This window comes from Chryseobacterium amylolyticum, assembly GCF_051011775.1.
GTDB lineage: Bacteria > Bacteroidota > Bacteroidia > Flavobacteriales > Weeksellaceae > Chryseobacterium.
Genome location: NZ_JBPCHX010000005.1, coordinates 38583 through 61598 on the forward strand (window position 1 = coordinate 38583; position 23016 = coordinate 61598).

The 23016-nt window shown below is 37.0% G+C and carries 24 protein-coding genes; 13 read left to right on the top strand and 11 right to left on the bottom strand.

The features are described from left to right. Positions 1-114 precede the first annotated feature (114 nt). From ACR1PO_RS14365 to murI, 5 genes are all read left to right on the top strand, one after another. Complete coding sequence (locus ACR1PO_RS14365; RefSeq protein ID WP_332388079.1) at positions 115-1212, top strand: PASTA domain-containing protein; 1098 nt, start codon at positions 115-117, stop codon at positions 1210-1212. Between the two features lie 73 nt (positions 1213-1285). After that, positions 1286-2359, top strand: a complete 1074-nt coding sequence (locus ACR1PO_RS14370) for an RluA family pseudouridine synthase (RefSeq protein WP_433987195.1) — start codon at positions 1286-1288, stop codon at positions 2357-2359. A 51-nt stretch (positions 2360-2410) separates the two neighbouring features. Next, positions 2411-3361 (top strand): PorP/SprF family type IX secretion system membrane protein, encoded by a 951-nt coding sequence (locus ACR1PO_RS14375; protein ID WP_332388077.1) that lies wholly within the window; start codon positions 2411-2413, stop codon positions 3359-3361. Between the two features lie 51 nt (positions 3362-3412). Continuing rightward, positions 3413-4537 carry a radical SAM family heme chaperone HemW gene (gene hemW, locus ACR1PO_RS14380; RefSeq protein ID WP_433987196.1) on the top strand — a complete coding sequence of 375 codons (1125 nt, stop codon included), beginning with the start codon at positions 3413-3415 and terminating at the stop codon, positions 4535-4537. 61 nt (positions 4538-4598) lie between these two features. Continuing rightward, complete coding sequence (gene murI, locus ACR1PO_RS14385; protein ID WP_332388076.1) at positions 4599-5429, top strand: glutamate racemase; 831 nt, start codon at positions 4599-4601, stop codon at positions 5427-5429. A gap of 266 nt (positions 5430-5695) precedes the next feature. Here the strand turns inward: murI and ACR1PO_RS14390 are convergent, their stop codons facing one another. Continuing rightward, positions 5696-6295: a nitroreductase family protein gene (locus ACR1PO_RS14390; protein WP_332388075.1), complete on the bottom strand. Its 600-nt coding sequence runs from the start codon at positions 6293-6295 to the stop codon at positions 5696-5698. 84 nt (positions 6296-6379) lie between these two features. Between ACR1PO_RS14390 and ACR1PO_RS14395 the strand changes: the two genes are divergently transcribed. Beyond that, positions 6380-6727 carry a winged helix-turn-helix transcriptional regulator gene (locus tag ACR1PO_RS14395; RefSeq protein ID WP_041462075.1) on the top strand — a complete coding sequence of 116 codons (348 nt, stop codon included), beginning with the start codon at positions 6380-6382 and terminating at the stop codon, positions 6725-6727. On the opposite strand, the gene ACR1PO_RS14400 is transcribed toward ACR1PO_RS14395, so the two are convergent. The 6 genes from ACR1PO_RS14400 to ACR1PO_RS14425 all read right to left on the bottom strand — a co-directional run bounded on the left by ACR1PO_RS14400 (position 6724) and on the right by ACR1PO_RS14425 (position 10171). After that, the gene (locus ACR1PO_RS14400) at positions 6724-7296 is read right to left on the bottom strand and encodes an RsmD family RNA methyltransferase (protein ID WP_433987197.1); all 573 of its coding nucleotides are present in this window, start codon (positions 7294-7296) and stop codon (positions 6724-6726) included. The genes ACR1PO_RS14395 and ACR1PO_RS14400 overlap by 4 nt on opposite strands. Before the next feature lie 78 nt (positions 7297-7374). Beyond that, complete coding sequence (locus ACR1PO_RS14405) at positions 7375-8091, bottom strand: DUF3822 family protein (protein WP_332388074.1); 717 nt, start codon at positions 8089-8091, stop codon at positions 7375-7377. Between the two features lie 18 nt (positions 8092-8109). Further along, on the bottom strand, positions 8110-8604 hold the full coding sequence (locus ACR1PO_RS14410) for a DUF8465 domain-containing protein (protein ID WP_433987198.1): 495 nt from the start codon (positions 8602-8604) through the stop codon (positions 8110-8112). Positions 8605-8704: 100 nt separating this feature from the next. Then, a complete protein-coding gene (locus ACR1PO_RS14415) occupies positions 8705-9202 on the bottom strand; it encodes a metallophosphoesterase family protein (RefSeq protein ID WP_433987199.1) in 498 nt (165 codons plus the stop codon). Further along, positions 9202-9651 (bottom strand): hypothetical protein, encoded by a 450-nt coding sequence (locus ACR1PO_RS14420; protein ID WP_433987200.1) that lies wholly within the window; start codon positions 9649-9651, stop codon positions 9202-9204. The genes ACR1PO_RS14415 and ACR1PO_RS14420 overlap by 1 nt, the downstream gene beginning before the upstream one ends. Positions 9652-9706: 55 nt before the next feature. Continuing rightward, positions 9707-10171, bottom strand: a complete 465-nt coding sequence (locus ACR1PO_RS14425; protein WP_433987201.1) for a hypothetical protein — start codon at positions 10169-10171, stop codon at positions 9707-9709. An 88-nt stretch (positions 10172-10259) separates the two neighbouring features. Here ACR1PO_RS14425 and ACR1PO_RS14430 point away from each other — a divergent pair, with 88 nt between their 5' ends. Beyond that, entirely contained in the window at positions 10260-11804 is a 1545-nt protein-coding gene (locus ACR1PO_RS14430; protein ID WP_433987202.1) for a serine hydrolase, read from the top strand. A 165-nt stretch (positions 11805-11969) separates the two neighbouring features. Here the strand turns inward: ACR1PO_RS14430 and ACR1PO_RS14435 are convergent, their stop codons facing one another. Both ACR1PO_RS14435 and ACR1PO_RS14440 read right to left on the bottom strand, forming a co-directional pair. Then, positions 11970-12863, bottom strand: a complete 894-nt coding sequence (locus tag ACR1PO_RS14435; RefSeq protein ID WP_433987203.1) for a Zn-dependent protease — start codon at positions 12861-12863, stop codon at positions 11970-11972. Beyond that, positions 12844-13320: a SixA phosphatase family protein gene (locus tag ACR1PO_RS14440; protein WP_374465246.1), complete on the bottom strand. Its 477-nt coding sequence runs from the start codon at positions 13318-13320 to the stop codon at positions 12844-12846. Before ACR1PO_RS14440 ends, ACR1PO_RS14435 begins: the two co-directional genes overlap by 20 nt. Positions 13321-13435: 115 nt before the next feature. On the opposite strand from ACR1PO_RS14440, the gene ruvX reads away from it, so the two are divergent. The 5 genes from ruvX (at position 13436) to ACR1PO_RS14465 (ending at position 16986) form a co-directional block, all read left to right on the top strand. Next, on the top strand, positions 13436-13852 hold the full coding sequence (gene ruvX, locus ACR1PO_RS14445) for a Holliday junction resolvase RuvX (protein ID WP_374465245.1): 417 nt from the start codon (positions 13436-13438) through the stop codon (positions 13850-13852). Continuing rightward, entirely contained in the window at positions 13849-14421 is a 573-nt protein-coding gene (def, locus tag ACR1PO_RS14450; protein ID WP_433987204.1) for a peptide deformylase, read from the top strand. The genes ruvX and def overlap by 4 nt, the downstream gene beginning before the upstream one ends. Positions 14422-14496: 75 nt before the next feature. Further along, positions 14497-15057 (top strand): DUF5606 family protein, encoded by a 561-nt coding sequence (locus tag ACR1PO_RS14455; protein ID WP_041462097.1) that lies wholly within the window; start codon positions 14497-14499, stop codon positions 15055-15057. 231 nt (positions 15058-15288) lie between these two features. After that, positions 15289-16056, top strand: coding sequence for a nucleoside triphosphate pyrophosphohydrolase (gene mazG / locus ACR1PO_RS14460; protein ID WP_433987205.1), 768 nt, complete (start codon positions 15289-15291; stop codon positions 16054-16056). A 57-nt stretch (positions 16057-16113) separates the two neighbouring features. Beyond that, the gene (locus ACR1PO_RS14465; protein ID WP_433987206.1) at positions 16114-16986 is read left to right on the top strand and encodes a hypothetical protein; all 873 of its coding nucleotides are present in this window, start codon (positions 16114-16116) and stop codon (positions 16984-16986) included. Positions 16987-17065: 79 nt separating this feature from the next. Here ACR1PO_RS14465 and ACR1PO_RS14470 read toward each other — a convergent pair whose 3' ends face one another. Together ACR1PO_RS14470 and ACR1PO_RS14475 are read right to left on the bottom strand one after the other, a co-directional pair. After that, on the bottom strand, positions 17066-17788 hold the full coding sequence (locus ACR1PO_RS14470) for a hypothetical protein (RefSeq protein WP_433987207.1): 723 nt from the start codon (positions 17786-17788) through the stop codon (positions 17066-17068). A gap of 304 nt (positions 17789-18092) precedes the next feature. Further along, a complete protein-coding gene (locus tag ACR1PO_RS14475) occupies positions 18093-21809 on the bottom strand; it encodes a metallophosphoesterase (RefSeq protein WP_433987208.1) in 3717 nt (1238 codons plus the stop codon). Positions 21810-21835: 26 nt separating this feature from the next. On the opposite strand from ACR1PO_RS14475, the gene ACR1PO_RS14480 reads away from it, so the two are divergent. Then, entirely contained in the window at positions 21836-23011 is a 1176-nt protein-coding gene (locus ACR1PO_RS14480) for a Pycsar system effector family protein (protein ID WP_433987209.1), read from the top strand. Positions 23012-23016 lie beyond the last annotated feature (5 nt).

A 23016-nucleotide genomic window follows, 5' to 3' on the forward strand; every position in this document is an offset into this window, starting at 1 on the left:
AATGCAATACGGGAAATCGGCAAATTTTAAAATCAAAAATGAATTGTGTTAAATAAAAAGTCCATTCTAAAATTATTAGCTATATTTGCGGTTATAATTAAAGTATTTTTAAGTATGCTTAAATCACTTTTCAATTGGAAAGTTTTACTGAATTTAGTAGTAGCCATCGGTGTTTTCGTTGGGTTGGTATGGCTCACATTTCGCTGGTTGGAGTACCATACTAATCATGGTCAGGAAATTCCTGTTCCCAATGTTGTAAACAAATCGGTACATGATGCCGTTAAAATATTAGATGATACAGGATTGGAATATGAAGTAGACAGTGCCAATTATGACCCTAAATACAGACCATTCCAGGTTTTGCAGGTTTATCCTGCTCCGGGTTCCCGTGTAAAAGACGGAAGAACTGTAACGCTTAAAGTAAATCCCAGAACTTGGGCTCCTATTGCTGTTCCGAATGTTATCAATAAATATTCCGGGCTGGCTTTCCAGAGATTGGATCAGGTAGGTCTTAAAATCGGTGATACGATCTATGAGCCTAGTATTCAGAAGGACGCTCTTTTAAGAATATTATATAAAGGAAATGCTGTCAATCCGGGTACCCGTTTACCAAGATTCTCAACGATTGATGTAGTTGTTGGTTCCGGACCAATGAGAAACATTTCTATTCCTAATGTGGTAGGACTTACGGTAAAAGAAGCAAGAGCTGTCATTACCAAGAGTATGTTTGAAGTAGGATTGGTAGAACATGAAGATGGCAGTAATGATGAATCTGATATTATTTATTATCAGGATCCTGCAGCTGGAGATGTTCGTGACCAGGGAATGCAGATTGACCTTTGGGCAAGTAAGAAAACTCCTGCTGAATTAAGGGCTAAAGTGGAACAGCTGAATTCTATCTACCGTATGAAAGTAGATACTTCACTTCCTCCGGTACGATATGAAGAAGTGCACAGTGAGCCAAGCTATGAAGCTCCCGCAGTACCTGCTCCAAGAAGAGAAACTCCAAAGCCTGAAGTACCGAAAACAGAGGCTCCTAAAACTCAGACTACAGCTGTTAAACCAGCTGCTTCCACAACAGAAAAGCCTAAAACTTCTGCAGCGAACGGTACTCATGCTGCGCCGACAAATAATACAGCCAAGCCGGCTGCATCCACAACAACACAACAGCCTGCGCAAAAGCCGAAAGCCAAGAAGGTTGTCGTAGAATAAGATCAGATTAATATCAAAAATACAGGCTTCAACTGCAAATGTTGAGGCCTTTTGTGTAAAAAAATATAAAACAATGTCAGAAGATAACGACGATTTTTTAGATGAAGAATTATTAGATTCCAACAGTATTGAAAATATCGATATTGATGAGGAAAATAAAGGATTGTATGAACATCTTAATATCACTGTTGACAGTAAACAGGAACCGTTAAGAATTGATAAGTTCCTTTTAATATACAGACAGAATTCTTCAAGAAATAAAATTTCACAAACCTGCAGAGCCGGAAACGTGATCGTGAACGGAGTTCCGGTAAAGCAGAATTACCGTGTGAAGCCGGGAGATCAGATCTCTGTACTGCTTGCCCATCCTCCGAGAGAGAATGTCATTATCCCGCAGGATATTCCTGTGAATATCATTTATGAAGACGATGACCTTGTTGTCGTGGATAAGGAAGCAGGAATGGTGGTGCACCCGGGATTCGGAAACTGGGACGGAACATTGGTGAATGCGCTGGCGTATCATTTTGAAAAGAATGGTGAAAAATCCGATCTTGACAGGGTAGGACTTGTCCACAGGATTGATAAAGATACATCAGGGCTGCTGGTAATTGCCAAGAATGAATATGCACTGAGCTTCCTGGCAAAACAATTCTTTAACCGAACTACGAAGAGGCTATACTGGGCTTTTGTATGGGGAAATCTTCAGGAAGATGAAGGAACCATAAGAGGCCATATCGGAAGACATCCTAAAAACAGAATGCAAATGTCTGTTTATGAAGATGGCAGCCAGGGAAAACATGCAGTAACCCATTACAAGGTTCTGGAAAGATTCAAATACATGACCTGGGTAGAGTGTAAGCTGGAGACAGGAAGAACACACCAGATCAGAGCGCACTTCAGACATATAGGGCATACTTTGTTTAATGATGAAAGATATGAAGGACATACTCCTTTAAGAGGGGTAAATCTTCCAAAATACAAGCATTTTATTAAAAATGTTTTTGAAATTTTGCCAAGACATGCCCTTCATGCACATACCCTTGGATTTATACACCCAACAACAAAGAAGGAATTATATTTTGAGAGCCCAATGCCCAAAGATATGGCGGATGCTGTAAAAAAATGGAGAAATTATTTGGAAAACTAAAAATATATTGAGAATTTTTTTATATTTGTTGAATTGAAATCAAGATTTGTTATGAGAAAACTATATGCTATCGTATGTTTAGCTCTTTTGTCAAATGCATACAAAGCACAAGAATCACTACCATACTATCAGCAATATCTTTTGGATGGTGAGTTCCTGTTCAACCCAGCTCAATACGGAAAAACAGATTACGTACAGCTCAACGCCAATTATCAACAACAATTTTCAAAATTCAGTAATTCTCCGAATGTACAGTCAATCGGGATCAATGCGAATATCTTTGATAGAGTAGGTGCTGGTATTTCCGTGTTCAGAGACAGTAACGGACCGATCTCTGCGGGTGGTATCACGGCTGGTGCTTCATATTTTATTCCGCTAAGTAGTGAAGGAGACAGAAAAGACCAGTTCTCTTTCGGTACAAGTGTTAACTTCTATAACATGAATTTTGACTATTCAAAAATCAATACTGAAGAAGGAGGTGACCCGTTATTAAGAGGGGAGGAAAGTAATATCTTCATGGTGTATGCGAACTTCGGTTTGGCTGCTACCTACAGAGGTTTATTCGGGGGTGTTTCCGTAAATGATATCGCATTAAGTAATGATGCTTCAATCGTAAACAACAACGAACCTTCTCCAATTAAATTCTTCTTGAACTTAGGATATAACTGGAATATTGCTGATAATATTACAATTGCACCTTCAGCATTGATCAACCTTAATACAAATTCAACAAGAATGATCGACTGGAACCTGATGGCGACATTCTCAAACGATATCAACGCATTCTCTTTCGGGGTAAGCTACAGAACGGTTCAGAACAGATTTGACAATCAGAACCTGAGTATCTCTCCAATTGTAAAAGTAAGATTCAACAAGTTCATGATCGGAGCTACCTATAACCTTGGATTGTCTGATATCCAGAACTATGGCGGAAACAGCTTCATGATTGGTCTGGGATATAACTTCGACAACTTTATTAATGTGAGAGGATTTAGATACTAATCAATTTAATTTAAATAAATTTGAGCTCTGAAAAATTTCAGAGCTTTTTTTATGATATACATTCACATTCCGTTCTGTAAGCAGAAATGCAGTTACTGTAACTTTCATTTTTCAACATCCCTGAATTTTAAGGATGAAATGCTCCGTGCCATGAAAACTGAAATATTACTGAGGAAAGACGAATTGCAGAACAAAAATCTGAAATCGCTGTATTTTGGAGGTGGAACCCCTTCTATTCTTTCTGTGGATGAAATCCGTTCTTTAATAGATGAAACATTACGTTATTTCAGCTTTGAAAAAGAGATAGAAATTACACTGGAAGCCAATCCTGATGATCTGGATAAAAACTTTTTAAAACAGCTTGCAGGAACACCCGTGAACAGGCTTTCCATCGGTACACAAAGTTTTTTTGAGGAGGATTTGAAATTAATGAACAGAGCTCATAATGCTTCAGAGGCAGAAAGCTCTATCAAGCGTGCCCAGGATTTCGGCTTTGAAAATCTGAGTATTGATCTGATCTATGGTTCACCCGCCTCCAATCTCGAAATCTGGAAAGAAAACCTGAATAGAACCATCGCTTTAGAAATTCCTCATATTTCATCGTATGCCTTGACCGTAGAACCTAAAACTGCTTTGGAAAACTGGATTGCAAAAGGAAAGGTAAAAAGTCCTAAAGAAGAAGAACAAAATAAAGAATTCTATTATTTATCAGACTTTTTAAAAGATCATGGCTTTGAACATTATGAAGTTTCCAATTTTGCAAAACCCGGTTTCTATTCGCGGCACAATTCCTCATACTGGAAATACCAGGAGTATTTGGGAATAGGCCCTTCGGCTCATTCTTACAACGGATTTGATGCCCGAAGCTGGAATGTTGCCAATAATCAGCAGTATATTAAGAAGCTTAATGATAAACTATTGGCTAAGGAAGAGGAAATTCTTTCTCAGGAAGATCAGTTTAATGAAATGATAATGATAGGCTTGCGTACCATTTGGGGAGTAGATATTGAAAGTCTGAAATCCAAATTTCCGGATAGCGTGCTGGAGCATTTTCAGGCAGAAATCAAACCGAAAATAGAAGAAGGTATTTTAATCATTGAAAATGGCCATTTAAAAATTCCTGAAAAACATTGGTTTATGGCAGACGGAATTGCTTCGGATTTGTTTATCGTATAATCCCCGGATGTATACAGATATGCGATAAAATTCATTATTTTTGTATAAAATTTCAGTTCATTTGAAAACTAAAAAACAAGATTATTCACATCTTTCACCAAGCCAGCCTATCGGAATTTTCGACAGCGGGGTAGGAGGTCTTACCGTTGCCAAAGAAATCAAAAGACTTCTTCCTAGTGAAGATCTGATTTACTTTGGAGATACCAAACACCTTCCGTACGGAGAAAAATCCCGGGAAGCTATTATTGAATATTCTACAAAGATTACCAATTTTCTGCTGGAACAGAACTGTAAAGCGATTGTGATTGCCTGTAATACGGCAACGGCTAATGCTTTGAATGAAGTAATGCAGTCTGTTGCAGGAAGAGTCCCTGTGATAGACGTTATCAATCCTGTTGCTGAAAAAGTATCTTACGAAATCCACAATAATGTTGGAGTTATTGCAACTAAAGCTACTGTGAATTCCGGATTGTATAAAAAGAGTATCCGCAAACATAATAAATGGATCAAGGTAGATGAACTGGCAACACCATTGCTGGTACCAGCCATTGAAGAAGGGTTTAAAAACCATCCGATTACCCATGCTATTATTTACAATTATTTAAGCAACAGTAAACTTAAAAATATTGAAACTTTGATTCTGGGCTGTACCCATTATCCTCTTTTAATAGATGAAATCAAGCAGTATTACGGAAACAGGGTCCGTGTAATAGACTCCCCGAATATTGTTGCCAATCATCTGAAGATTATCCTGGATAAATACAATCTTTTAAACGAGAACAATCCTAAACCGAATTATCATTTCTATCTTTCAGATCTTACCAAGAATTTTGAAAAGATCTCTAAGAAGTTCTTCGGGAAAACAATTGATTTAGAATTGAAAGTATTATAAATAAAGAGTCTGCCTCACATTGAAGCAGACTTTTTTATTTATTAAATTTTGTCATTACGAAATCAAGTTTAAGGCACAAGATTTATTTCCGATCAAATTTTATGCTTTATTTAGTTCCCACGGATTTCACAAATTCCACAGATGAGAGCGCTTTACAATAAAAAAATAATTAAAAATCTGTGTCTTCTTTGAAATCTGTGGGGAAATAATATTCAATTTCAATGAGGTTTTTTGTAAAGAGAGAGATTGTGAATTTGTGTTTAAAATTACGCTTCCAAAATTACTTTCTCAGCATTCAGTCTCTTCTTTGGATTGAATTTGGGCTGGTTGGCATCTGTTTCATCCCTTTCTCCGATAGCCACTGCGAATAGGGTTTCATATTTTTCATTCTTCAGAACAGCATCATATCCATCAGGTTCAATGCCTTCCATTGGAGTGGAGTCTATTCCCATGGCAGCACAGGCAGATAAAAGTACTCCCAATGACAAATACACCTGATGACGCAGCCAGGATTTTACAGCTTCCTCACCTTTGGGTTTTACCATTGTCCGGTAATAATTAACAGCACCTTCCGGAAGATTTTCTTCTATTTGTTTTTCAAAGTTTTCTACATCTTTGATCACCTGGAAAACAATGACATAGCTGCTTTCCAATACTTTTTCCTTATTAAAATAAGACTTGTCCCCTAATTGCTGCTTCAGCTGCGGATCGTTCACAAAGACGAAATTCCATGGCTGGCTGTTGATAGAAGACGGACTGAGATTTAAAATTTGTTTAAGCTCTGCAACTTGCTGTTCCGTAATTTTTCCCTGTGGGTTATACTTTTTTACAGTATACCTGTTTTTCATTTGGTCTAAAAAGTTCATAATTTTATACTATCATTTTTATAGTTACAAAATTAATTTAAGTTTCCTAACTTTGCAATAACGGTAAAAAATGATAGTATAAAAATGTATACCATAGATAATAAATCCTACCCCTGCTGTACGAGTGTTACCATGAAATTTATAGGAGGGAAATGGAAAGCAGTAATTTTACACCACCTGATTGATGGTGCCAAGCGATATAATGAATTAAGAAAGTCAATTCCTACGATTACGGAAAGAACACTCAGCTTACAGCTAAAGCAACTGGAAGAAGATGGAATTGTTGACCGAAAAGTCTTTACAGAAAAACCTCCTTTAGTGGTTGAATATGAATTAACAGACTTTGGAAGAACTTTATTGCCTGTTCTGGAAGCTATTACAAAATGGGGTGAAGAAGCTCCGGTTATCTCAAAAAAAATAATCAGGAATTAAAGTTCCCGATTATCTTCTTTATTCGGTTCAAAAAAACTGAAACTTACATTTCCGTATTTTCGGGTGTCTATTAAATTAGGATGATCGAATTTCATTCGGCTTTGGTGCTCCACGATAAGAACACCGTTTTCTTTCAGGTATTTATTGTTTAAAACCAGAGAGATAAGCTCGTGATATTTTTTCTCTTCCATTTCAAAAGGGGCATCGGAGAAAACAATCTCAAATGATTTTTTATTTCTGAATTTTTTAAGCCAGTCAAAAACATCTCCTCTCTGTACATTGATCTGAAGTGCCATATCAAGTTCGGAAGCAGTAGCGTTGATGAATGCCGTGTGTTTTGGATTCATTTCCACAGAGATTATATTCTGACATCCTCTGGAAGCAAGCTCCAAGGTAATAGAACCTATTCCGGCGAAAAGATCAAGCACGGAGATGGACTGCATATCGTATTTGTTTTCCAGAATACTGAATAAAGCCTCTTTCGCAAAATCGGTTGTAGGTCTTACTTCAAAATTCTTGGGAGCGGCAATTTTTTTGGCTTTCCATTTACCTGATATTATTCTGAACATATTGTTGTTAGGGGTTAGGTGGTAGATTATAGGTGGCAGATGAATGTGTTTTAATTTCTATTACCTGCTGCCTGCAACCTAATTAAGTATAAAATTTTTGTTGGGAATGTTGTCAAAAACAATTTTCAGGTTTTTAACGAACTTCTGAAGTTCAGAAATAAATGTTTCATTTTCCGTAGTTTCTCCATAAGCATAAAAGCTGGTTTCATTGATTCCGAAACCGATTTTGCTTAATGTAAACATAATGAAGTAAAGAAAATCTACTTCTGAATTGACATCCAGGTTATTATAAAGAATAATTTTCTTATTATCAATCGCAAAAAATTCACACTGATTATGATACAGGTTGATGTGAATTTCTTTACTGGTTTTATTATTGATTGAGCTTAAAAACTTTTCACCCGAGAAATTAAAATGAGCAGGTACAGCAAGTTCCTTTATTTTTTTATAATAGCTTTTCGGAAAAGTATAATAAAACTGAATATTGAATTTTTTGTTGATGGAGAGCATCAGTTCTTCCTTCTCTCTGTCAGCCGGAGCATTGAAGGCAATCAGATCAAATCCTGCATCGTGCTCGGAAAAGCCTTCCGGCATCAGGGTAAAGTGATTAAATGCTGAAATCACATGGATTTCTTCATAGCGCTGCCTGATAAGAACTTCGTCCAGCTTCTGTTCAATAAGATTGGCTGGTGTCTCTTCAGTAACGAAATAAGACTTTTCCTCCAGGATGCTTTTGTTTTTAACAATCTGGCAGATTAATCCGTCTTTGGTAAAAAGTAAATTAAGTACGTTCATATTTCAATTCCTGCAAATTTAGTGAAATTCTACCATTACCGCACCTGATTGATGGTGAAGTATTTCCTTATTATAAAAATCAATATTGACCTGGCTTTCCAGTACATCCCGAACCATCCGCTGTAAGGTACCGTCACCAATACCATGAACAATTTCCAGCCTCTTCAGGTTATTTTTTCTGCAAAACTCCAGCACTTCAATCAGTTTTTCCTTTTGAATGAACAGCCTTTCAAAACTGTCATAGTCATTGGGATTTTTTACCAAATTATGAAAATGCAGGTCCAGAACCAAATGATTTTTCTGATGTTTCTTGGAAATAACTTTTTGGGGCTCTGCCTTCTTTACGATCCTGATATTTTCATACAGATCAGCATCTTTCGGAACCAGCTTTTCCTTGGGATACTGATGGGTAAAGCCATACTCATCTTTAAAAACGACAATATTTCCCTTTACGGAAGTTACCATTCCGCTTAAATCTTCATCTACTACCGAAACCTTATCGCCGATTTTCATATTTTCAAGTCTCCTCTGAGTCAATTATTGGTACAAAGGTAGAAAGTAAAATGGATGAACACAAACTCCTTTACCCTCAAACGCTCAATCCTCCCACTCATCACACCCTCGGCCCCAGTTCAATAACTTCCAGATCCTTGATTTCTTCACCATCTACTACAAAGCGCATCATTGTTCTTACTGTATGCCAGCCCTGTTTTCCACAGGCGCCGGGATTCAGGTGAAGGAGCTTGTTTTTCTCATCGTACATTGCTTTCAGAATATGAGAATGCCCTGAAATAAATAGCTTTGGGGGCCGTTCTGCAATTTCTTTCTTCGCAAGAGGCGAATATTTCCCGGGATATCCTCCGATATGAATCATCAGAACTTCCAGTTTTTCACACAAAAAACGGTTTACCTCCGGAAACTCCGTCTGAATTTTGGAATGGTCAATATTTCCGTAAACTCTCTTCAGAGGTTTTATTTTTTCAAGCTGTTCAATTACATCCAGACTTCCGAAATCTCCGCAATGCCAGATTTCATCAGCCTGAAAAGCATATTCCAGGATCCTGTCATCAATATAGGAATGAGAGTCGGAAAGGAGAAGGATTTTGGTCATTATCTAAGGGTTCTTTCAGTAATATTTTCGTGGTATTTATCTTTGAATACGGCTACACGCTCAGGATTAAGTTCCCCGTCATGATTGATCACTCTTTCTTTCAGCAACCATTTTACCAGTTTTTCCATTCCTTTTTTCGAATTCATAAAATTGGATATTTTCGTCATATCAGTCGATTCTACTTTTGTTTTTTCAGCCAGGAAATTCAGGATAAAATAATCATCATTTACATATCTTGGCGTTTCATTATCCATATACCGGTAAAGAAGCACCTCCTCATCATCTTTCATAGAGAAAAAGGAATACTGGGCTGCATTGATCTTTTCTGCTTTCAGAATCTGTTTCCCATCCAGTAAAACTTTATCATCTTTAATGGTGACTTCCTGGGAAAAATATAAATTACAGCTTACCATCAGTAAGAAGAAAGCCAATAATCTGTTTAGTGTCATTTTACTATTTTTAAGATTGCAAATATAAAGAAGCTTCATCAACTGAGCCGGGATCTTAATCCGTAATATTTTTTGTTTTTCGGATAGAATCCAGTTTCTTTTCAATATCCGCACTGAAAACCTTTTTTAGTTTCAGCTGATTCTCCGTAAGTTTGGTAATAACAAAAGTGCCTGTCATATTGGTATTGGAAGGAAATACTATGGTCACTGTAGAATCTGAAGCTTTTTTCCAGCTCCCGATGTAACGGTCTGCCTTTTCGTTTTTAGTCACAGGTTCTTCAAGAGCATCATATTTTAAGGTAGATCTGATCAGATTTCCTGTGATCTTTCCGTTTTTCTGAAATCTGATTCCTTCTCTTCTGGCTTCGAAACCATCCTGTTTTTCATAAGTATAAATATAGGTGTCCATTTTATTCAAATTCCAGGTTTGTAACAGCAGTGGATTGGCAGTTCTGTCCTGGGCTTTGACAACATTGATCGCGAAAAGAAAGAAAATACAGATACAAATAGGCTTTTTCATGAATACAACTGATTTATTGTAAAGTTTTAACACGGCTAAAATTAGCATCGCTTAATATTTAGTAAATTTGGGAAAATTAAAATAAACAATGAAACAGAAACTTTCTTTTTTCATTTTTCTTTTAACTGTAAGTTTGGTCAATGCGCAGGTAGAAGAAAAAAAGCTGGACGAACTGATCCAGAATACCCTGAAAACTTTTGATGTACCGGGAATGTCGGTGGGAATCGTAAAAGACGGTAAAGTAATCTATTCCAAAGGATTTGGAGTGCGTTCTCTTACCAGCAAGCAGCCAATGGATGATAATACGTTGGTGGGAATTGCTTCCAACTCAAAAGGTTTTACGTGTACTGCATTAGCAATTCTTGCAGATGAAGGAAAGTTGAACTGGGACGATAAAGTTTCAAAATATATTCCTGAATTTCAAATGTATGATCCTTATGTATCCCAGAATGTTACTATCAAAGATCTGATTACCCATAGAGCAGGGTTAGGACTGGGGCAGGGTGATCTTATGTTTTTTCCGGAAGGAGGAAGCTTAACGGTTAATGATATTGTTCATAATGTAAGATATCTTAAACCCGAAAATCCTTTCAGAACAAAACTGGATTATAACAACATCATGTTTATAGTTGCCGGAGAAGTAATTCACCGGGTTTCAGGATTAAGCTGGGCAGAATTTATTGAGCAGAGAATCATGAAACCTGTAGGGATGACTTCAAGTTTTGGCAGCTACAACAGGGCAAAATCTGTAGCGAATAAAATTGATGCACATGCACCTGTAGACGGTAAAGCAATAGCTGTTCCCCATGACTGGAACGAAACTGCCAATGCTGCAGGCGGAATTATGAGTAATATTAAAGACATGACCACGTGGGCGGAATGCCTCCTAAATAATTTCACCACTAAAGATGGAAAAAAATTAGTTTCCGATAAGAATGCCCAACAGCTGTGGAGCTTACAGATTCCGGACAGAGTGGCGGCAAAGAATCCTTATGATACAGGCTTTTACGGATATGGCTTAGGGTGGTTCTTAAGTGATGTTAAAGGGCATAAACAGGTACAGCATACCGGAGGATTGATCGGTACGGTTACACAGTTTACTTTAATTCCGGATATGAAACTGGGAATTGTAGTATTAACGAACCAGCAGTCCGGAGCAGCTTTCAATACTATTACAAATACAGTAAAAGATTCTTATCTTGGGGTAGCAGACAGAAACTGGCTGAAAACATATGGGGAAAGAATGTCTAAAATGGAGGCTGAATTCAATAAACAAAAGAAAGATGCTTTTGCAAAATCTGAAGCATTTAAAAAAGAAAAAGCGCTGCAGCCAAAAGCAGAACAGTTTACAGGAACATACAATGATGTCTGGTTTGGTGATGTAGAAATTGGTCAGCAGGGAAATACATACAGAATTTCGTGCAAAAACTCTCCAAGGTTAAAAGGAGAACTGCTTCCGTACTCCAATAATTCTTTCATTATTAAGTGGGACGACAGAAGTTATGATGCTGATGCTTATATTATTTTCAGTTATGATGAAAACGGAAAGGCAGAGTCTGCAAAGTTGAAGGCAATTTCTGATGTGACAGATTTTAGTTTTGATTTTGATGATCTGGATTTGAAGAGAAAATAAAGAGGCGAGAATACTAAAAGGTAAAAAGGCGTAATCGCGAAAGATATTTTATGGAGAACGGACTTGGGTTCGTTCTTTTTTTTGTTAACCACCCCGTCAAAAAAATATTTTTTTTGCCACCCCTCCGGAGGAGGGGAATGTGTAGTTGGTAAAAAGAAATATTGTTTATTGTAGAAGGCTTAGGTCTTGTTCTGCTAAAGAAAATTCTGTATTGAGATACTGTTTCTCAAAGAAATTTTTTAATTCAAGAAGTCTTTTCTTATTGTTATAATGTATCATGGAGTTCAGTTTTCTCTGACATAACGAACATGCCCTGGCAAGATGATAGTCGGTTTCAGTTAATGAATTGGTTCCATTCATCACACAATTGGCATTAAGACAATGGCTGATCCCAAACATATGTCCAATCTCGTGTGAGCTGATTTTTATTAATCTTAAAAAACTTTTATCAAAATTAGAATCTGTTAATTGGCCGCCGGCAAATCTGTACATCGAGGTTACCCCTACACCGTTATCATAAGAGGCGAGTCCAAAGACATAGTTCCATTCCGGTATTGGAAAAAGATCTTTCTCCGTAATACCCATTAATACTACAGCATCTTTAGGCTTTCTTTTGATCAGAATACTGTCCAGCACATAACTTGCCAGAATTTGTTCCTGCCCTTCTTTTGAAATTCTTTTAACCTTTTCAGGGAAAATAGTGTTGGGTAAAACAGGAAGTACCTTTGTTTCCAGCTGGAAATATATTTTTAAATACTCTTTTGTAAGTGCTATTTCTTTTTTCTGCAGTTCATCAAATGTTCCGATGGGTTGAAGGTAAATCGTATTTTTTCCAGGTGTGGGCTTTATTTTTTTTAATTTCTTAAAATCTTCAAATGTCTGAAAATGTTCATTATGATTATACCGCCAGCTTCCGGGTTTTGGGGACGCAGAAAGGTTTATATCGTTCAGTGCAATAGATTCAAAGTAAGTTTTCCTCTGTTTCTGGCAGGAGAAAAGAAGAGCGGATAGGACAGCATAAAAAAACAGAAAAGTAAAGTTAAATTTTCCCGGGTTCATAAAAGAACAGAAGTTTCTTTTTGGCTCCGTCAAATTCTGACCACGACTGGCAGTCTACTTCAAAACCGGCAACTCCGCAGGTGGGAAAATGGAAAATATCCTCAGAAATGGAATTGGCAAAATTGGAAATTCCGTTATTGTGAGAGAAGAGCGCAACGGAATTCAGATTGTCATCCAAATCATAAATTACAGATTCAAAGCTTCTTTCCGAAGGGTTATATAGTTTTTCATCAGTAGAACAGTTCAGCTGATAGGTCTGATTAAAAATCTTACAGGTATTCAGTGCTCGTACCGCAGGGCTGGACACAAAATAGTCAATGGAAATATTATTGCTTTTCAGAAATCTGGACATGTGCATAGCATCCTCCAGACCCTTGTCTGCCAAAGGTCTGTCAAAGTCCTCCGTTTCCTCCGGCCAGTCGCTTTTCGCATGTCTTACGAGGATGAGTTTCTTCATATAATTGTTTTTTGGAAGATTAAAATTATAAAAAAAATAATGGAATAAAACATGATTTACATAAAAAAACTGCGTTATGAATAAAATCAGTAAATTTTACTAAATTTGCAGACTTATGGGACAAATCCTTGCAATAGACTACGGAAAGGCTCGTTGTGGCATCGCTGCAACAGATGATATGCAGATTATAGCCAGCGGACTGGAGACTGTAGAGAACCGTTCTTTGATGGAGTTTTTGAAAAAATATTTCAGTGAGAACAAGGTGGATGAGGTAGTCATTGGGCTTCCCATAGATTTGAAAGGGAATATTTCAGAAGTGGAAACCGATATTTTAAAGTTTATTGAAGCATTTAAGAAAGAATTTTCGGATATTGCAGTTCACCGTTTTGATGAAAGATTTACCTCAAAAATGGCTTCATTTTTTATTTCCCAAAGCGGGAAGAATAAGAAGAAGAGGCAGGAAAAAGGATTAATAGATAAAGTAAGCGCAACTATCATATTGCAGAATTTTTTAGAACAAAGATTAAGATGATTTTACCGATAAGAGCTTTTGGGGATCCTGTTTTGAGAAAAGTAGGAAAAGATATAGACAAAGATTATCCCGGATTACAGGAACTGATAGATAATATGTTCGAAACCATGTACAGTGCAAATGGCATAGGTCTTGCTGCGCCACAGATTGGTTTGGATATCCGTCTGTTTGTAATAGATGTGACGCCTCTTGCAGAAGATGAGGATTATGAAGACATTAAGGATGAGCTGGCAGAGTTTAAAAAAGTTTTCATCAATGCTCAGATTCTTGAAGAATCAGGTGAAGAATGGAAGTTCAATGAAGGCTGTCTTTCTATTCCGGATGTAAGAGAAGATGTGAAAAGAAAAGGCACAATCGTTATTGAATATTATGACGAAAATTTTGTGAAACATACAGAAACTTTTTCCGATATTAGAGCCCGCGTAATTCAGCATGAATATGACCACATTGAAGGGATTCTGTTTACTGACCACCTGAGTACTCTGAAGAAGAAACTGGTGAAAGGTAAACTGACAAAAATCTCTCAGGGTGACGTAAACATCGGTTACAAAATGAGATTTCCAAAATAATTTAAACAAAGATTAAAAAGAATAATAAAAAGCAAAAAGCTAGTGCTGATTGCAGAATTTACAAAAAATAAAATTATGCTGTTAGAAAAAATAATTTCAATTTCCGGAAAACCAGGACTTTTCAAATTAGTTTCTCAATTAAGAAACGGATTCATCATTGAAGATGTTACCTCAAAGAAAAAAGTAAGCATTGGAAACTCAAGCCAGGTAAGTTTACTGGACAATATTGCTATGTTTACATTCGAGAAAGAAGTTCCTTTGTTTGAAGTATTTGAAAATATTGCTAAGAACAACGATTATAAGGAAACCATTTCTCACAAATCTTCTGAGGCAGAGCTGAAAGATTTTATGCTGGCATCTCTTCCAAACTATGACACAGAAAGAGTATATTCTTCTGACATCAAGAAATTGGCTCAGTGGTACAACATCCTTCAAAAAGCAGGATATATTACTCCTGAAAGCTTTGTGAAAGCAGAACCTGAAACTTTAGAAGGTGAGCCTGCAACAGAAGAAGTAAGCATTGAAAAAGAAGCTAAGAAAGCAGCTCCAAAAACTGAAAAGCCGGCTGCTCCGAAAGTAAAAGCAACTTCAGCGGCAAAATCAGCTCCGAAGAGTACACACAGAAAACAAGGATAATTCATCTGAATTAAAAATATAAAACCTTGTCCGGAAATTCCGGACAAGGTTTTTTCGTTTTCAGGCAGGTAACAGCGAGTTCATATCCCAAAACCTAACAGGTTTCGAAAACCTGTCAGGTTTACCACCTAACCTATCCGGAATTCTGCACTCTGCAACTTTTATTTCCAACGTTTGTAATGATGCCTGAATAACCCTTACATTTGTATAAGATTGAATTTCCCATTACTTATGAATACGAAACAGGAGAAACTAGAAGCATTTGGAAGATTACTGGATATTATGGATGATTTGCGTGAAAAATGTCCGTGGGATCAGAAGCAGACATTAGAGTCCCTTCGTCATCTTACCCTTGAAGAGACCTATGAGCTTTCAGATGCTATTTTGCAGAATGATTTACAGGAAATAAAGAAAGAACTGGGCGATGTCTTGCTTCACCTTGTTTTTTATGCTAAAATCGGTTCTGAAAAAGGAAGTTTTGATATCGCAGATGTTATCAATTCCCTGAATGAGAAGCTGATTTTCCGTCATCCTCATATCTACGGGGATATCCAGGTGAAAGATGAAGAGGAAGTGAAGCAGAACTGGGAAAAATTAAAACTGAAAGAAGGAAATAAATCTATTTTAGGAGGCGTTCCTAAAAGTCTGCCAAGTCTGGTAAAAGCCTACAGAATTCAGGATAAGGTGAAAGGAATAGGCTTTGAGTTTCATGATGCAGAAGATGCCTGGAAAAAAGTAGATGAAGAGATTCAGGAATTCCATGCTGAAACAGATCTGGACAAAAAAGAACAGGAGTTAGGTGATGTTTTTTTCTCTCTGATTAACTATGCCAGAATTTCAGGAATCAATCCGGATTCTGCTTTGGAAAGAACCAATCTTAAGTTTATTTCCAGGTTTCAGAAAATGGAAGGACTTGCAGAGGAACAGGATCTGAAACTGGCAGATATGTCTCTGGAAGAAATGGATGTTCTATGGGAAAAGGCGAAAAAGCTTTCATAGTTTCTGATTGGAACAATTAATGCTTCTTATATTCAATTAAAAAATAAAAAAATAAATATGTTACGTTTTCTTATGTTACCTGCCTTGCTTTTATTGAGCTGTAATCCAAAAGCTCAGAATTCCCCTGCCAAAGAAGATGAACTGAAAATACAGTTCTCCTTACCCAAAAAGTTGAAGGAGGTTTCCGGAATTACTTTATCAAAAGATAAGAAAACGATCTGGGTGATAGAAGACAGGGGAAATAAAAATGCAATATACGGCTTGAGTAATCAAGGAGATATGCAGGCAAAAATTCCGGTAGAAAATGCAGAAAATACGGACTGGGAAGACATTATTTCCGATCCTGAAGGAAATATTTATATTGGCGACTTTGGAAATAATGATAATAACAGACAGGATCTGGCGATTTTAAAAACCGATTTAAAAGACAGCAGACAAACTGTGACCAAAGTTGTTCAGACCACAAAATTCCATTATCAGGGACAGACGGAATTTCCTCCGAAAAAATCATATCTGCTCTATGACTGTGAAGCTTTTGTTGAGATGAATGGAAATTTCTACCTGTTTACTAAAAACAGAAGCAAAGGTTTCGACGGAACTTTCCTTGTATTCCAGGTGCCTAATAAAGAGGGCGATTTTGAAGCAAAGTTGGTAGGAAAATTAAAACTTCAGGGCGGTTATAATGATGCCGCGATTACATCAGCAACTATTAACAGTACGAAAGATAAAATTGTATTGCTGACCCATAAAAATGTTCATGTTCTTACAGGATTTACTGCTGATGATTTTAATTCAGCCAAGATTCAGAAAATCCCGTTGAATCATAATTCCCAGAAAGAAGCTGTTGTTTTCCTTGATGATAAAACATTAATGATCGCAGATGAGAAAGGGAAGGATGAAGGGGGAAATGTATATACTTTTCCTTTATAAAAATAAATAAAACCCCACAGAGAAAATCTGTGGAGCTTTTCAATATATGAATGTATTAAAGTGATTGGCGTTTTATAGACTAGGGAGTAAGGTAAGATATATGAATATTCCCACTTGATAACCGGAAATCCTGAGTATACCTGCAGCGTATTCTGAAGGTCTCTCCCGCATTAAAAAAGTTAATGGATGAAAGATTATGATTCAGTCCTGTCGTACGTTCACCATGGCCGGTAGATATCCCTGCAAGTGTTGTGAGTACCGGAGAAACCTTTTGTATATAAGAATTGGCAGTACCTGCAGTCTGTCCGGATGGATTTAAATTAAGATCATAGGTTGCATAAGGCACAATATTATAGAACCCTGGCTTTACTACTGTAAAAAGTCCGGTGGTTGAATTATATGTTAAATAAGCTGTATCAATTTTATTACTTACATTGAAAACATAGGTCTGTGAATAACTTTCGTGGGTACTGACAGGAGTAGAATGTGTTCCGGTATAGCTGCCCGTTGCCGGGCTGAGATCAGTCTTGTTCCCAACAAATACTACCTTCAGGAAGTTTTCAGATTCAATGGTCTTCCAAACCGGTGCATTGCCTGCTCCGTTTGACATTAAAACTTCACCTTTGTTTCCGGAATTTCCTTTTGTTCTGTCATCTCCTCCTACATTAAGATCTTTAACAACCTGAAGGGAACCATTGACATGAAGTGTATTTTGAGGCGTTGATGTTTTAATCCCTATCTGTGCATTTAAGTTTACGGATATGATAAATAATACCATATACAATAGCTTCTTTTTCATCATTTGCTGATTTTTTGGTGCAGCAAATATAAAATGTTTTTAAAATGTCAATTTTTTAAAGAATTGATAATCATATTGAACTATGTGTATTTTTGACTTATATAGCTGAAAATATGGCTTTTATTTAAAAGCCATATTTATTTTATCATTAAAAAATGTGAGTTGAAAATTTGAAATATTAAATTTTATTTAAATTGGATTTTTTAAATATTTAATATAAGGTATGCTTTAAAGGATTATTAAACAGTGCTTTATGAATTCAATCCAAAAGGTAAGGTTAGAATAATCTCTTTACAGACGGATGCGTTTAAAATTTCATTCCTATCCCTGCAGACAGCCTTCCGCCATCTGAACCGTAGAAATAATTCAACCTTGCAGACATCATTTCTACAATACTCAACCATAGACCGGCACCGGCAGACTGATGCCATTTTCTTGAATTTTCATTATCATTCCATACACGTCCGATATCATATCCAATGAGAATCCCCATGTTTGCCGGAGCAATATTATTTCTTACTCTTCCAAAATCCCATCGGATCTCTGAATTATTGGTAAAATAGGACCTTCCTGAGAATCTTTCATTTCTGAAAGCCCTCATTCCGTTGTTGCCTCCGATAGCTGCAGCCTGATAGAATTCAAAGTTGTTGTTATTGATCCACATAACATTGCTGGAGTTGGCAAATACAAATTTTCCTTTTTTATCAATTCTGTGGTCAACGGCAAGCTTTCCTTTTAAGGTCACAAAGTTTTTATTAAAATCAGAAAGGGTTGCTTTCCAGTCTGCATTAAGCATGAATTCCAGTCCAAGAGTAGGGAAAGCTGCATTATCAGCGTTTTTATAGCCCAATGTATAATTGGCTCCCACAAACTGCTGGCTGTCAAAAACACCGGGTCTTACATCCGGAGACTGATTGATGAAACGGCCAGCCTTTCTCTGTACTTTATTATCTTCAAAAGTCAATTGAAACTGATGGCTGAGATTCATCCAGCTTTTCTGTGAGATGGAAGGAGAAAAGTTGAATTTGGAAATTCTGGCCCTGTTGTATTCTCTTTCGGTATTTTCTTTATCATAATCACTTTCGTTGGAAAGTCCAAAGAAGTTCTGAGAAAATCTTGGAGTCGTATAAAATGCATCAAGGTTAATATCCCAACCTGAAATTGCTTTTTTAAATACGCCTTTATACGTAAGACTGAATCCTGCTGTAGCGGTATAAAAATTAGCCTTTAAGCTATGTCTTTGAGTAAAAGGATCACGGATAAAATTGTTTACCGTATAATTGGCCAGAACACCTACAATAACACCGTCATCAGGGTTGTAATCCAGATTTGGATACCCTGCTACAGAATTATATTTAGGATGTTTATAATTATAGCTGTTGATGTCATAATCATCCGTAATATTTTTGGTTGCATTACCGGCGTTGTAAGTGTTTTTCTGAGATTTAAAATCATAAATCTTCACTTTTCTTCCGTCACCCACAGTATAGGTGTCATGATTATAACCGCCGATCAGTCTGATATTCATCTTTGGATTTCCTGTTCCTGTTACTTCATAGATGTCATCATCCTCCAGTCCGTAGATCCACAATTCTTTTGTTTTCGAATCATGATAAGTTTTTTCAAAAACCAGCTCATTCTTGTCTTTATCCTTACCCAGCTTATATTGCTGCACAAGTACAGAATGTCCGTTTTTTGTAATGACAAACTTATCAGGATTTACAGTTCCTGCCAGAGGTACTTTTTTCTGTAGTACATCATAATACTGGGCTGCATAGGTCTGAAGTTTTGTTTTTCTAATTTTCAGCTTTCTCTGGATTTCGGCGATGGTGTCGTCCTGTACTTCTTTTGGAAGATTATGGAAAGCATCATCAATATCCGCATCGGTAAGATGCTCCTGTATGTATTTTGCCTGAGCTTCCCATTCACTCTGATCAGCTCCCTTCAAGAAAACAAGATCCATCGGGTAAGGTTCCATGGCAAGCCATTTCACGCTACTGATATCTTCTGTAAAGGTCTTCATATGGCGGATGGCCGGAACATTCATGATAAGTTTAAATGCGGCACCGTCATATTTACTGAACGCCTGATCCCTGTCTTTCGGAATCGGTTTATAGATTACTTTATCGCCTTCTTCATATTCTGCCCATTTCCATTGGTCTGAATGTCTGTCCCAGTCACCGATAAGCATGTCAAACAGCCTTGCTCTGATATAAGATTCCCTGTCAACAGAATATTTATTACTCTTATTGAGGTTTTTCAGTACATCATCCGTAGAGACAATATCTTTTGCATTGTTAAGATAAGCCAGCGTCTTAGGATCAGAAGAAAAACGTTCTTCAATCATATACATTTCGTCCCCGTAGTTTTCATTATATCTTCCCAAGGCTTGCTGCTTAGGGATGTAATACAGTTTTGGGTTACTGTGAAAAATACCCAGTTTTTCCGACATGTTCCCGATCGTAAAAGGGGTAAACGGATGATTGGTCGTGTAAAAATCCAGCAGGAATTTTTCAGGGAATGTATCGGCCAGTTCTTCACCTAATGTGCTTTTCTGGAAAGCCATGTTGTTAAGGAAGCGGATCGCACTTTTTTTCACACCGCGCATTACAAACTCCTGTCCTTCTGCAGACTTCAGACGTAAACTGTTGGATTGGTTTCCTCCTCCTTCTCTGAAAGGAATATACCCGCCATTCAGTTCTGAAAGATTAGCGGTTGGGGCTTCAATCGGGATTCCGTAATATTTTCTGTAGTGGTCTCCCCAGAGCCATCTGTAAAATTTTCTTTTTTCTGTAAGCTGTACGGGATAAATAGTTGAAGAAAATGTTGCCGGAAAAGAATTGGGGAAGTTATTGACAAATACATCCGGTTTAGACATCACGGAAATATGAGTCAGTTTCTGAAGCCGGGCATCTCTGGTTGAAAAATACTCAACATCTGTGCTTTCGTCTTTTCTGAAATTTAAAACAGCAAAACCACTGCCTCCGTAAGAGAAGTCTGTTTTTTCTACAATGGTAGACGGATCGGTTTTAGAACCCGCACCACTGATAATCTGTCTCAGGTTCCCATCTTCATGATATTGCAGATTATGATCATGTCCTGATACGAAAATAATGTTTTCCTTATCCTGTACAATACTTTTCAGCCTGTTGGCAAGATCTGCATAATGTTGGTTGTTAATATCTTCAGGGCTTGCTCCTGAGGAACTCCTTAAAATATTAACCACACTGGCAACAACCGGAACAGGGATTTTACTATTTAAAGGAAACAGATGGGATTTAGCAGAGGTAAAACCTGCGTGTGTTCCACTGCTGATGACAGGATGGTGTAAGGCAACAATTATTTTTTTACCCTGATTTTTAATAATAAGGTCTTTAAACTCCGTAAAAAAATCTTCCCGTGTTTTAATATTACAGTTTTTGTTGATTCCCGGGTAATTATCCCAGTTGGCAATCACCCATTCCGTATCGATGGCAATGAGCTTAATGTCTTTAGAAATGTTGATGTCATCAATAGGACATCCGCTTTTTGGTAGAAAAGCTTTTTTATCATCGAGATATTTTTTTACCAGTCCTTCCTGAGCATTCAAACCTTCCAGCCCGTTATACCAGTCGTGATTTCCCGGAATGACCAATGTTTTTCCCTTGAAGTCTTTTGTAATGGCCAGCTGGTTTTCCAGTTTCTGTTTCGCTAGTGCATAATCTTTGTCCGTTTCTTTGGGCATCCCGTTAGGATAGATATTGTCGCCCAGAAAGATCAGCATAGAATTGCTGTCGGCGGAATCCAGTTTGCTTTTCAGTAAATTCAGCGTTTTTTGTGCCTGAGGTTCATCTGCATTTCCTGCATCTCCAATCAGAAAAAGTTTAAAATCATTTTCTGATTTTATTTCGGAATCTTTTACTTCAAATAAGTTTTTGCCCTTTTGTACGTTATATGTAGCACAGGAATAAAGGACTCCTGCGGACATTACTGTTCTAAGAACAATAGAAGTATTTTTAAGATGAGTTTTAAAGGATAAATTCATAAATTTACATTAACAAAATTTCAGGAATGAACATTCTAGACAAAGCTAAAAATTATGTTGAAATCTTATTCAAAGATAAGTTATCTTCGGTATATTTTTATCATAATTTTATCCATACTGCCTACACGGTAAATAAGGCTGAAGAAATTATGAAGAACACCCCTGTTTCCGAAGAGGATCAGGAGAAAGTTCTCGTTGCGCTGTGGTTTCATGATACAGGGTATATAGAGTGTGCTCTCAATCATGAGGAGAGAAGTGTGGAGGTGATGAAGAATTTTTTGCAACAGGAAAATTATCCTGAAAATTATATTGCTGATGTTGAAAAGCTGATTCTGGCTACCAAAATACACTATGAACCTCAGAACTTACTGGAAAAAATTGTAAAAGATGCGGATTTCAGTCATTTTGCAGGTCATGATTATACCGATATTTCAGATGCTTTGAGAAAAGAATGGGAGCTGACCAATGTTAGATGCTTTTCCAATGAAGAATGGAATGCCGGAAATCTTGATATGCTGAAAAACAAACATACTTTTTATACGGATTACGCTAAAGAAAACTGGGAGCCTTTGAAAAAGAAAAACATCAAAAAGATCGAAAAGAAACTGGAAAAAGAGGAGGAGAAAAAAGAGAGTAAGAAGGATAACCCAGAAGGTAAAAAAGAGAAAGAAAAATCAGACAGAAGTGTGGATACCTTATTCAGGGTAACGCTGAACAACCATACAAGGCTGAGTGATATTGCGGACAGTAAAGCCAATATTCTTTTATCTGTAAATGCGATTATCATTTCAGTGTGCCTTTCCGTATTGGTTCCGAAGCTGGATGCTCCCAAAAATTCGCATCTGATTCTTCCGAGCTTTATTTTACTGCTGTCAAGTGTACTGACTATTATCTTTGCGATTCTGTCCACAAAACCGAATGTGACGAAAACAACATTTACTCCTCAGGATATTGCCAACAGAAAAGTAAATCTTCTGTTTTTCGGAAACTTTCAACAGATGCTGTTTGATGATTATAACAATGCCATGAAAGACCTGATCAAAGACAGAGATTACATTTATGATTCTATGGTGAAAGATTTATACTATCTGGGGAAAGTGCTTAACAGGAAATACAAGCTTTTATCCATTACCTATAAAATTTTTATGGCAGGGATCATTATTTCTGTTTTGTCTTTTGGAGTGGCTTTTCTAAGTCTTTAACAGGA

Bases quoted from the DNA above. Each gene is read 5' to 3' on its own strand.
- ACR1PO_RS14365 (WP_332388079.1), top strand. From the start codon at position 115: ATGCTTAAATCACTTTTCAATTGGAAAGTTTTACTGAATTTAGTAGTA.
- ACR1PO_RS14370 (WP_433987195.1), top strand. From the start codon at position 1,286: ATGTCAGAAGATAACGACGATTTTTTAGATGAAGAATTATTAGATTCC.
- ACR1PO_RS14375 (WP_332388077.1), top strand. From the start codon at position 2,411: ATGAGAAAACTATATGCTATCGTATGTTTAGCTCTTTTGTCAAATGCA.
- hemW (WP_433987196.1), top strand. From the start codon at position 3,413: ATGATATACATTCACATTCCGTTCTGTAAGCAGAAATGCAGTTACTGT.
- ACR1PO_RS14390 (WP_332388075.1), bottom strand. From the start codon at position 6,295: ATGAACTTTTTAGACCAAATGAAAAACAGGTATACTGTAAAAAAGTAT.
- ACR1PO_RS14395 (WP_041462075.1), top strand. From the start codon at position 6,380: ATGTATACCATAGATAATAAATCCTACCCCTGCTGTACGAGTGTTACC.
- ACR1PO_RS14400 (WP_433987197.1), bottom strand. From the start codon at position 7,296: ATGTTCAGAATAATATCAGGTAAATGGAAAGCCAAAAAAATTGCCGCT.
- ACR1PO_RS14405 (WP_332388074.1), bottom strand. From the start codon at position 8,091: ATGAACGTACTTAATTTACTTTTTACCAAAGACGGATTAATCTGCCAG.
- ACR1PO_RS14410 (WP_433987198.1), bottom strand. From the start codon at position 8,604: ATGAAAATCGGCGATAAGGTTTCGGTAGTAGATGAAGATTTAAGCGGA.
- ACR1PO_RS14415 (WP_433987199.1), bottom strand. From the start codon at position 9,202: ATGACCAAAATCCTTCTCCTTTCCGACTCTCATTCCTATATTGATGAC.
- ACR1PO_RS14420 (WP_433987200.1), bottom strand. From the start codon at position 9,651: ATGACACTAAACAGATTATTGGCTTTCTTCTTACTGATGGTAAGCTGT.
- ACR1PO_RS14425 (WP_433987201.1), bottom strand. From the start codon at position 10,171: ATGAAAAAGCCTATTTGTATCTGTATTTTCTTTCTTTTCGCGATCAAT.
- ACR1PO_RS14430 (WP_433987202.1), top strand. From the start codon at position 10,260: ATGAAACAGAAACTTTCTTTTTTCATTTTTCTTTTAACTGTAAGTTTG.
- ACR1PO_RS14435 (WP_433987203.1), bottom strand. From the start codon at position 12,863: ATGAACCCGGGAAAATTTAACTTTACTTTTCTGTTTTTTTATGCTGTC.
- ACR1PO_RS14440 (WP_374465246.1), bottom strand. From the start codon at position 13,320: ATGAAGAAACTCATCCTCGTAAGACATGCGAAAAGCGACTGGCCGGAG.
- ruvX (WP_374465245.1), top strand. From the start codon at position 13,436: ATGGGACAAATCCTTGCAATAGACTACGGAAAGGCTCGTTGTGGCATC.
- def (WP_433987204.1), top strand. From the start codon at position 13,849: ATGATTTTACCGATAAGAGCTTTTGGGGATCCTGTTTTGAGAAAAGTA.
- ACR1PO_RS14455 (WP_041462097.1), top strand. From the start codon at position 14,497: ATGCTGTTAGAAAAAATAATTTCAATTTCCGGAAAACCAGGACTTTTC.
- mazG (WP_433987205.1), top strand. From the start codon at position 15,289: ATGAATACGAAACAGGAGAAACTAGAAGCATTTGGAAGATTACTGGAT.
- ACR1PO_RS14465 (WP_433987206.1), top strand. From the start codon at position 16,114: ATGTTACGTTTTCTTATGTTACCTGCCTTGCTTTTATTGAGCTGTAAT.
- ACR1PO_RS14470 (WP_433987207.1), bottom strand. From the start codon at position 17,788: ATGATGAAAAAGAAGCTATTGTATATGGTATTATTTATCATATCCGTA.
- ACR1PO_RS14475 (WP_433987208.1), bottom strand. From the start codon at position 21,809: ATGAATTTATCCTTTAAAACTCATCTTAAAAATACTTCTATTGTTCTT.
- ACR1PO_RS14480 (WP_433987209.1), top strand. From the start codon at position 21,836: ATGAACATTCTAGACAAAGCTAAAAATTATGTTGAAATCTTATTCAAA.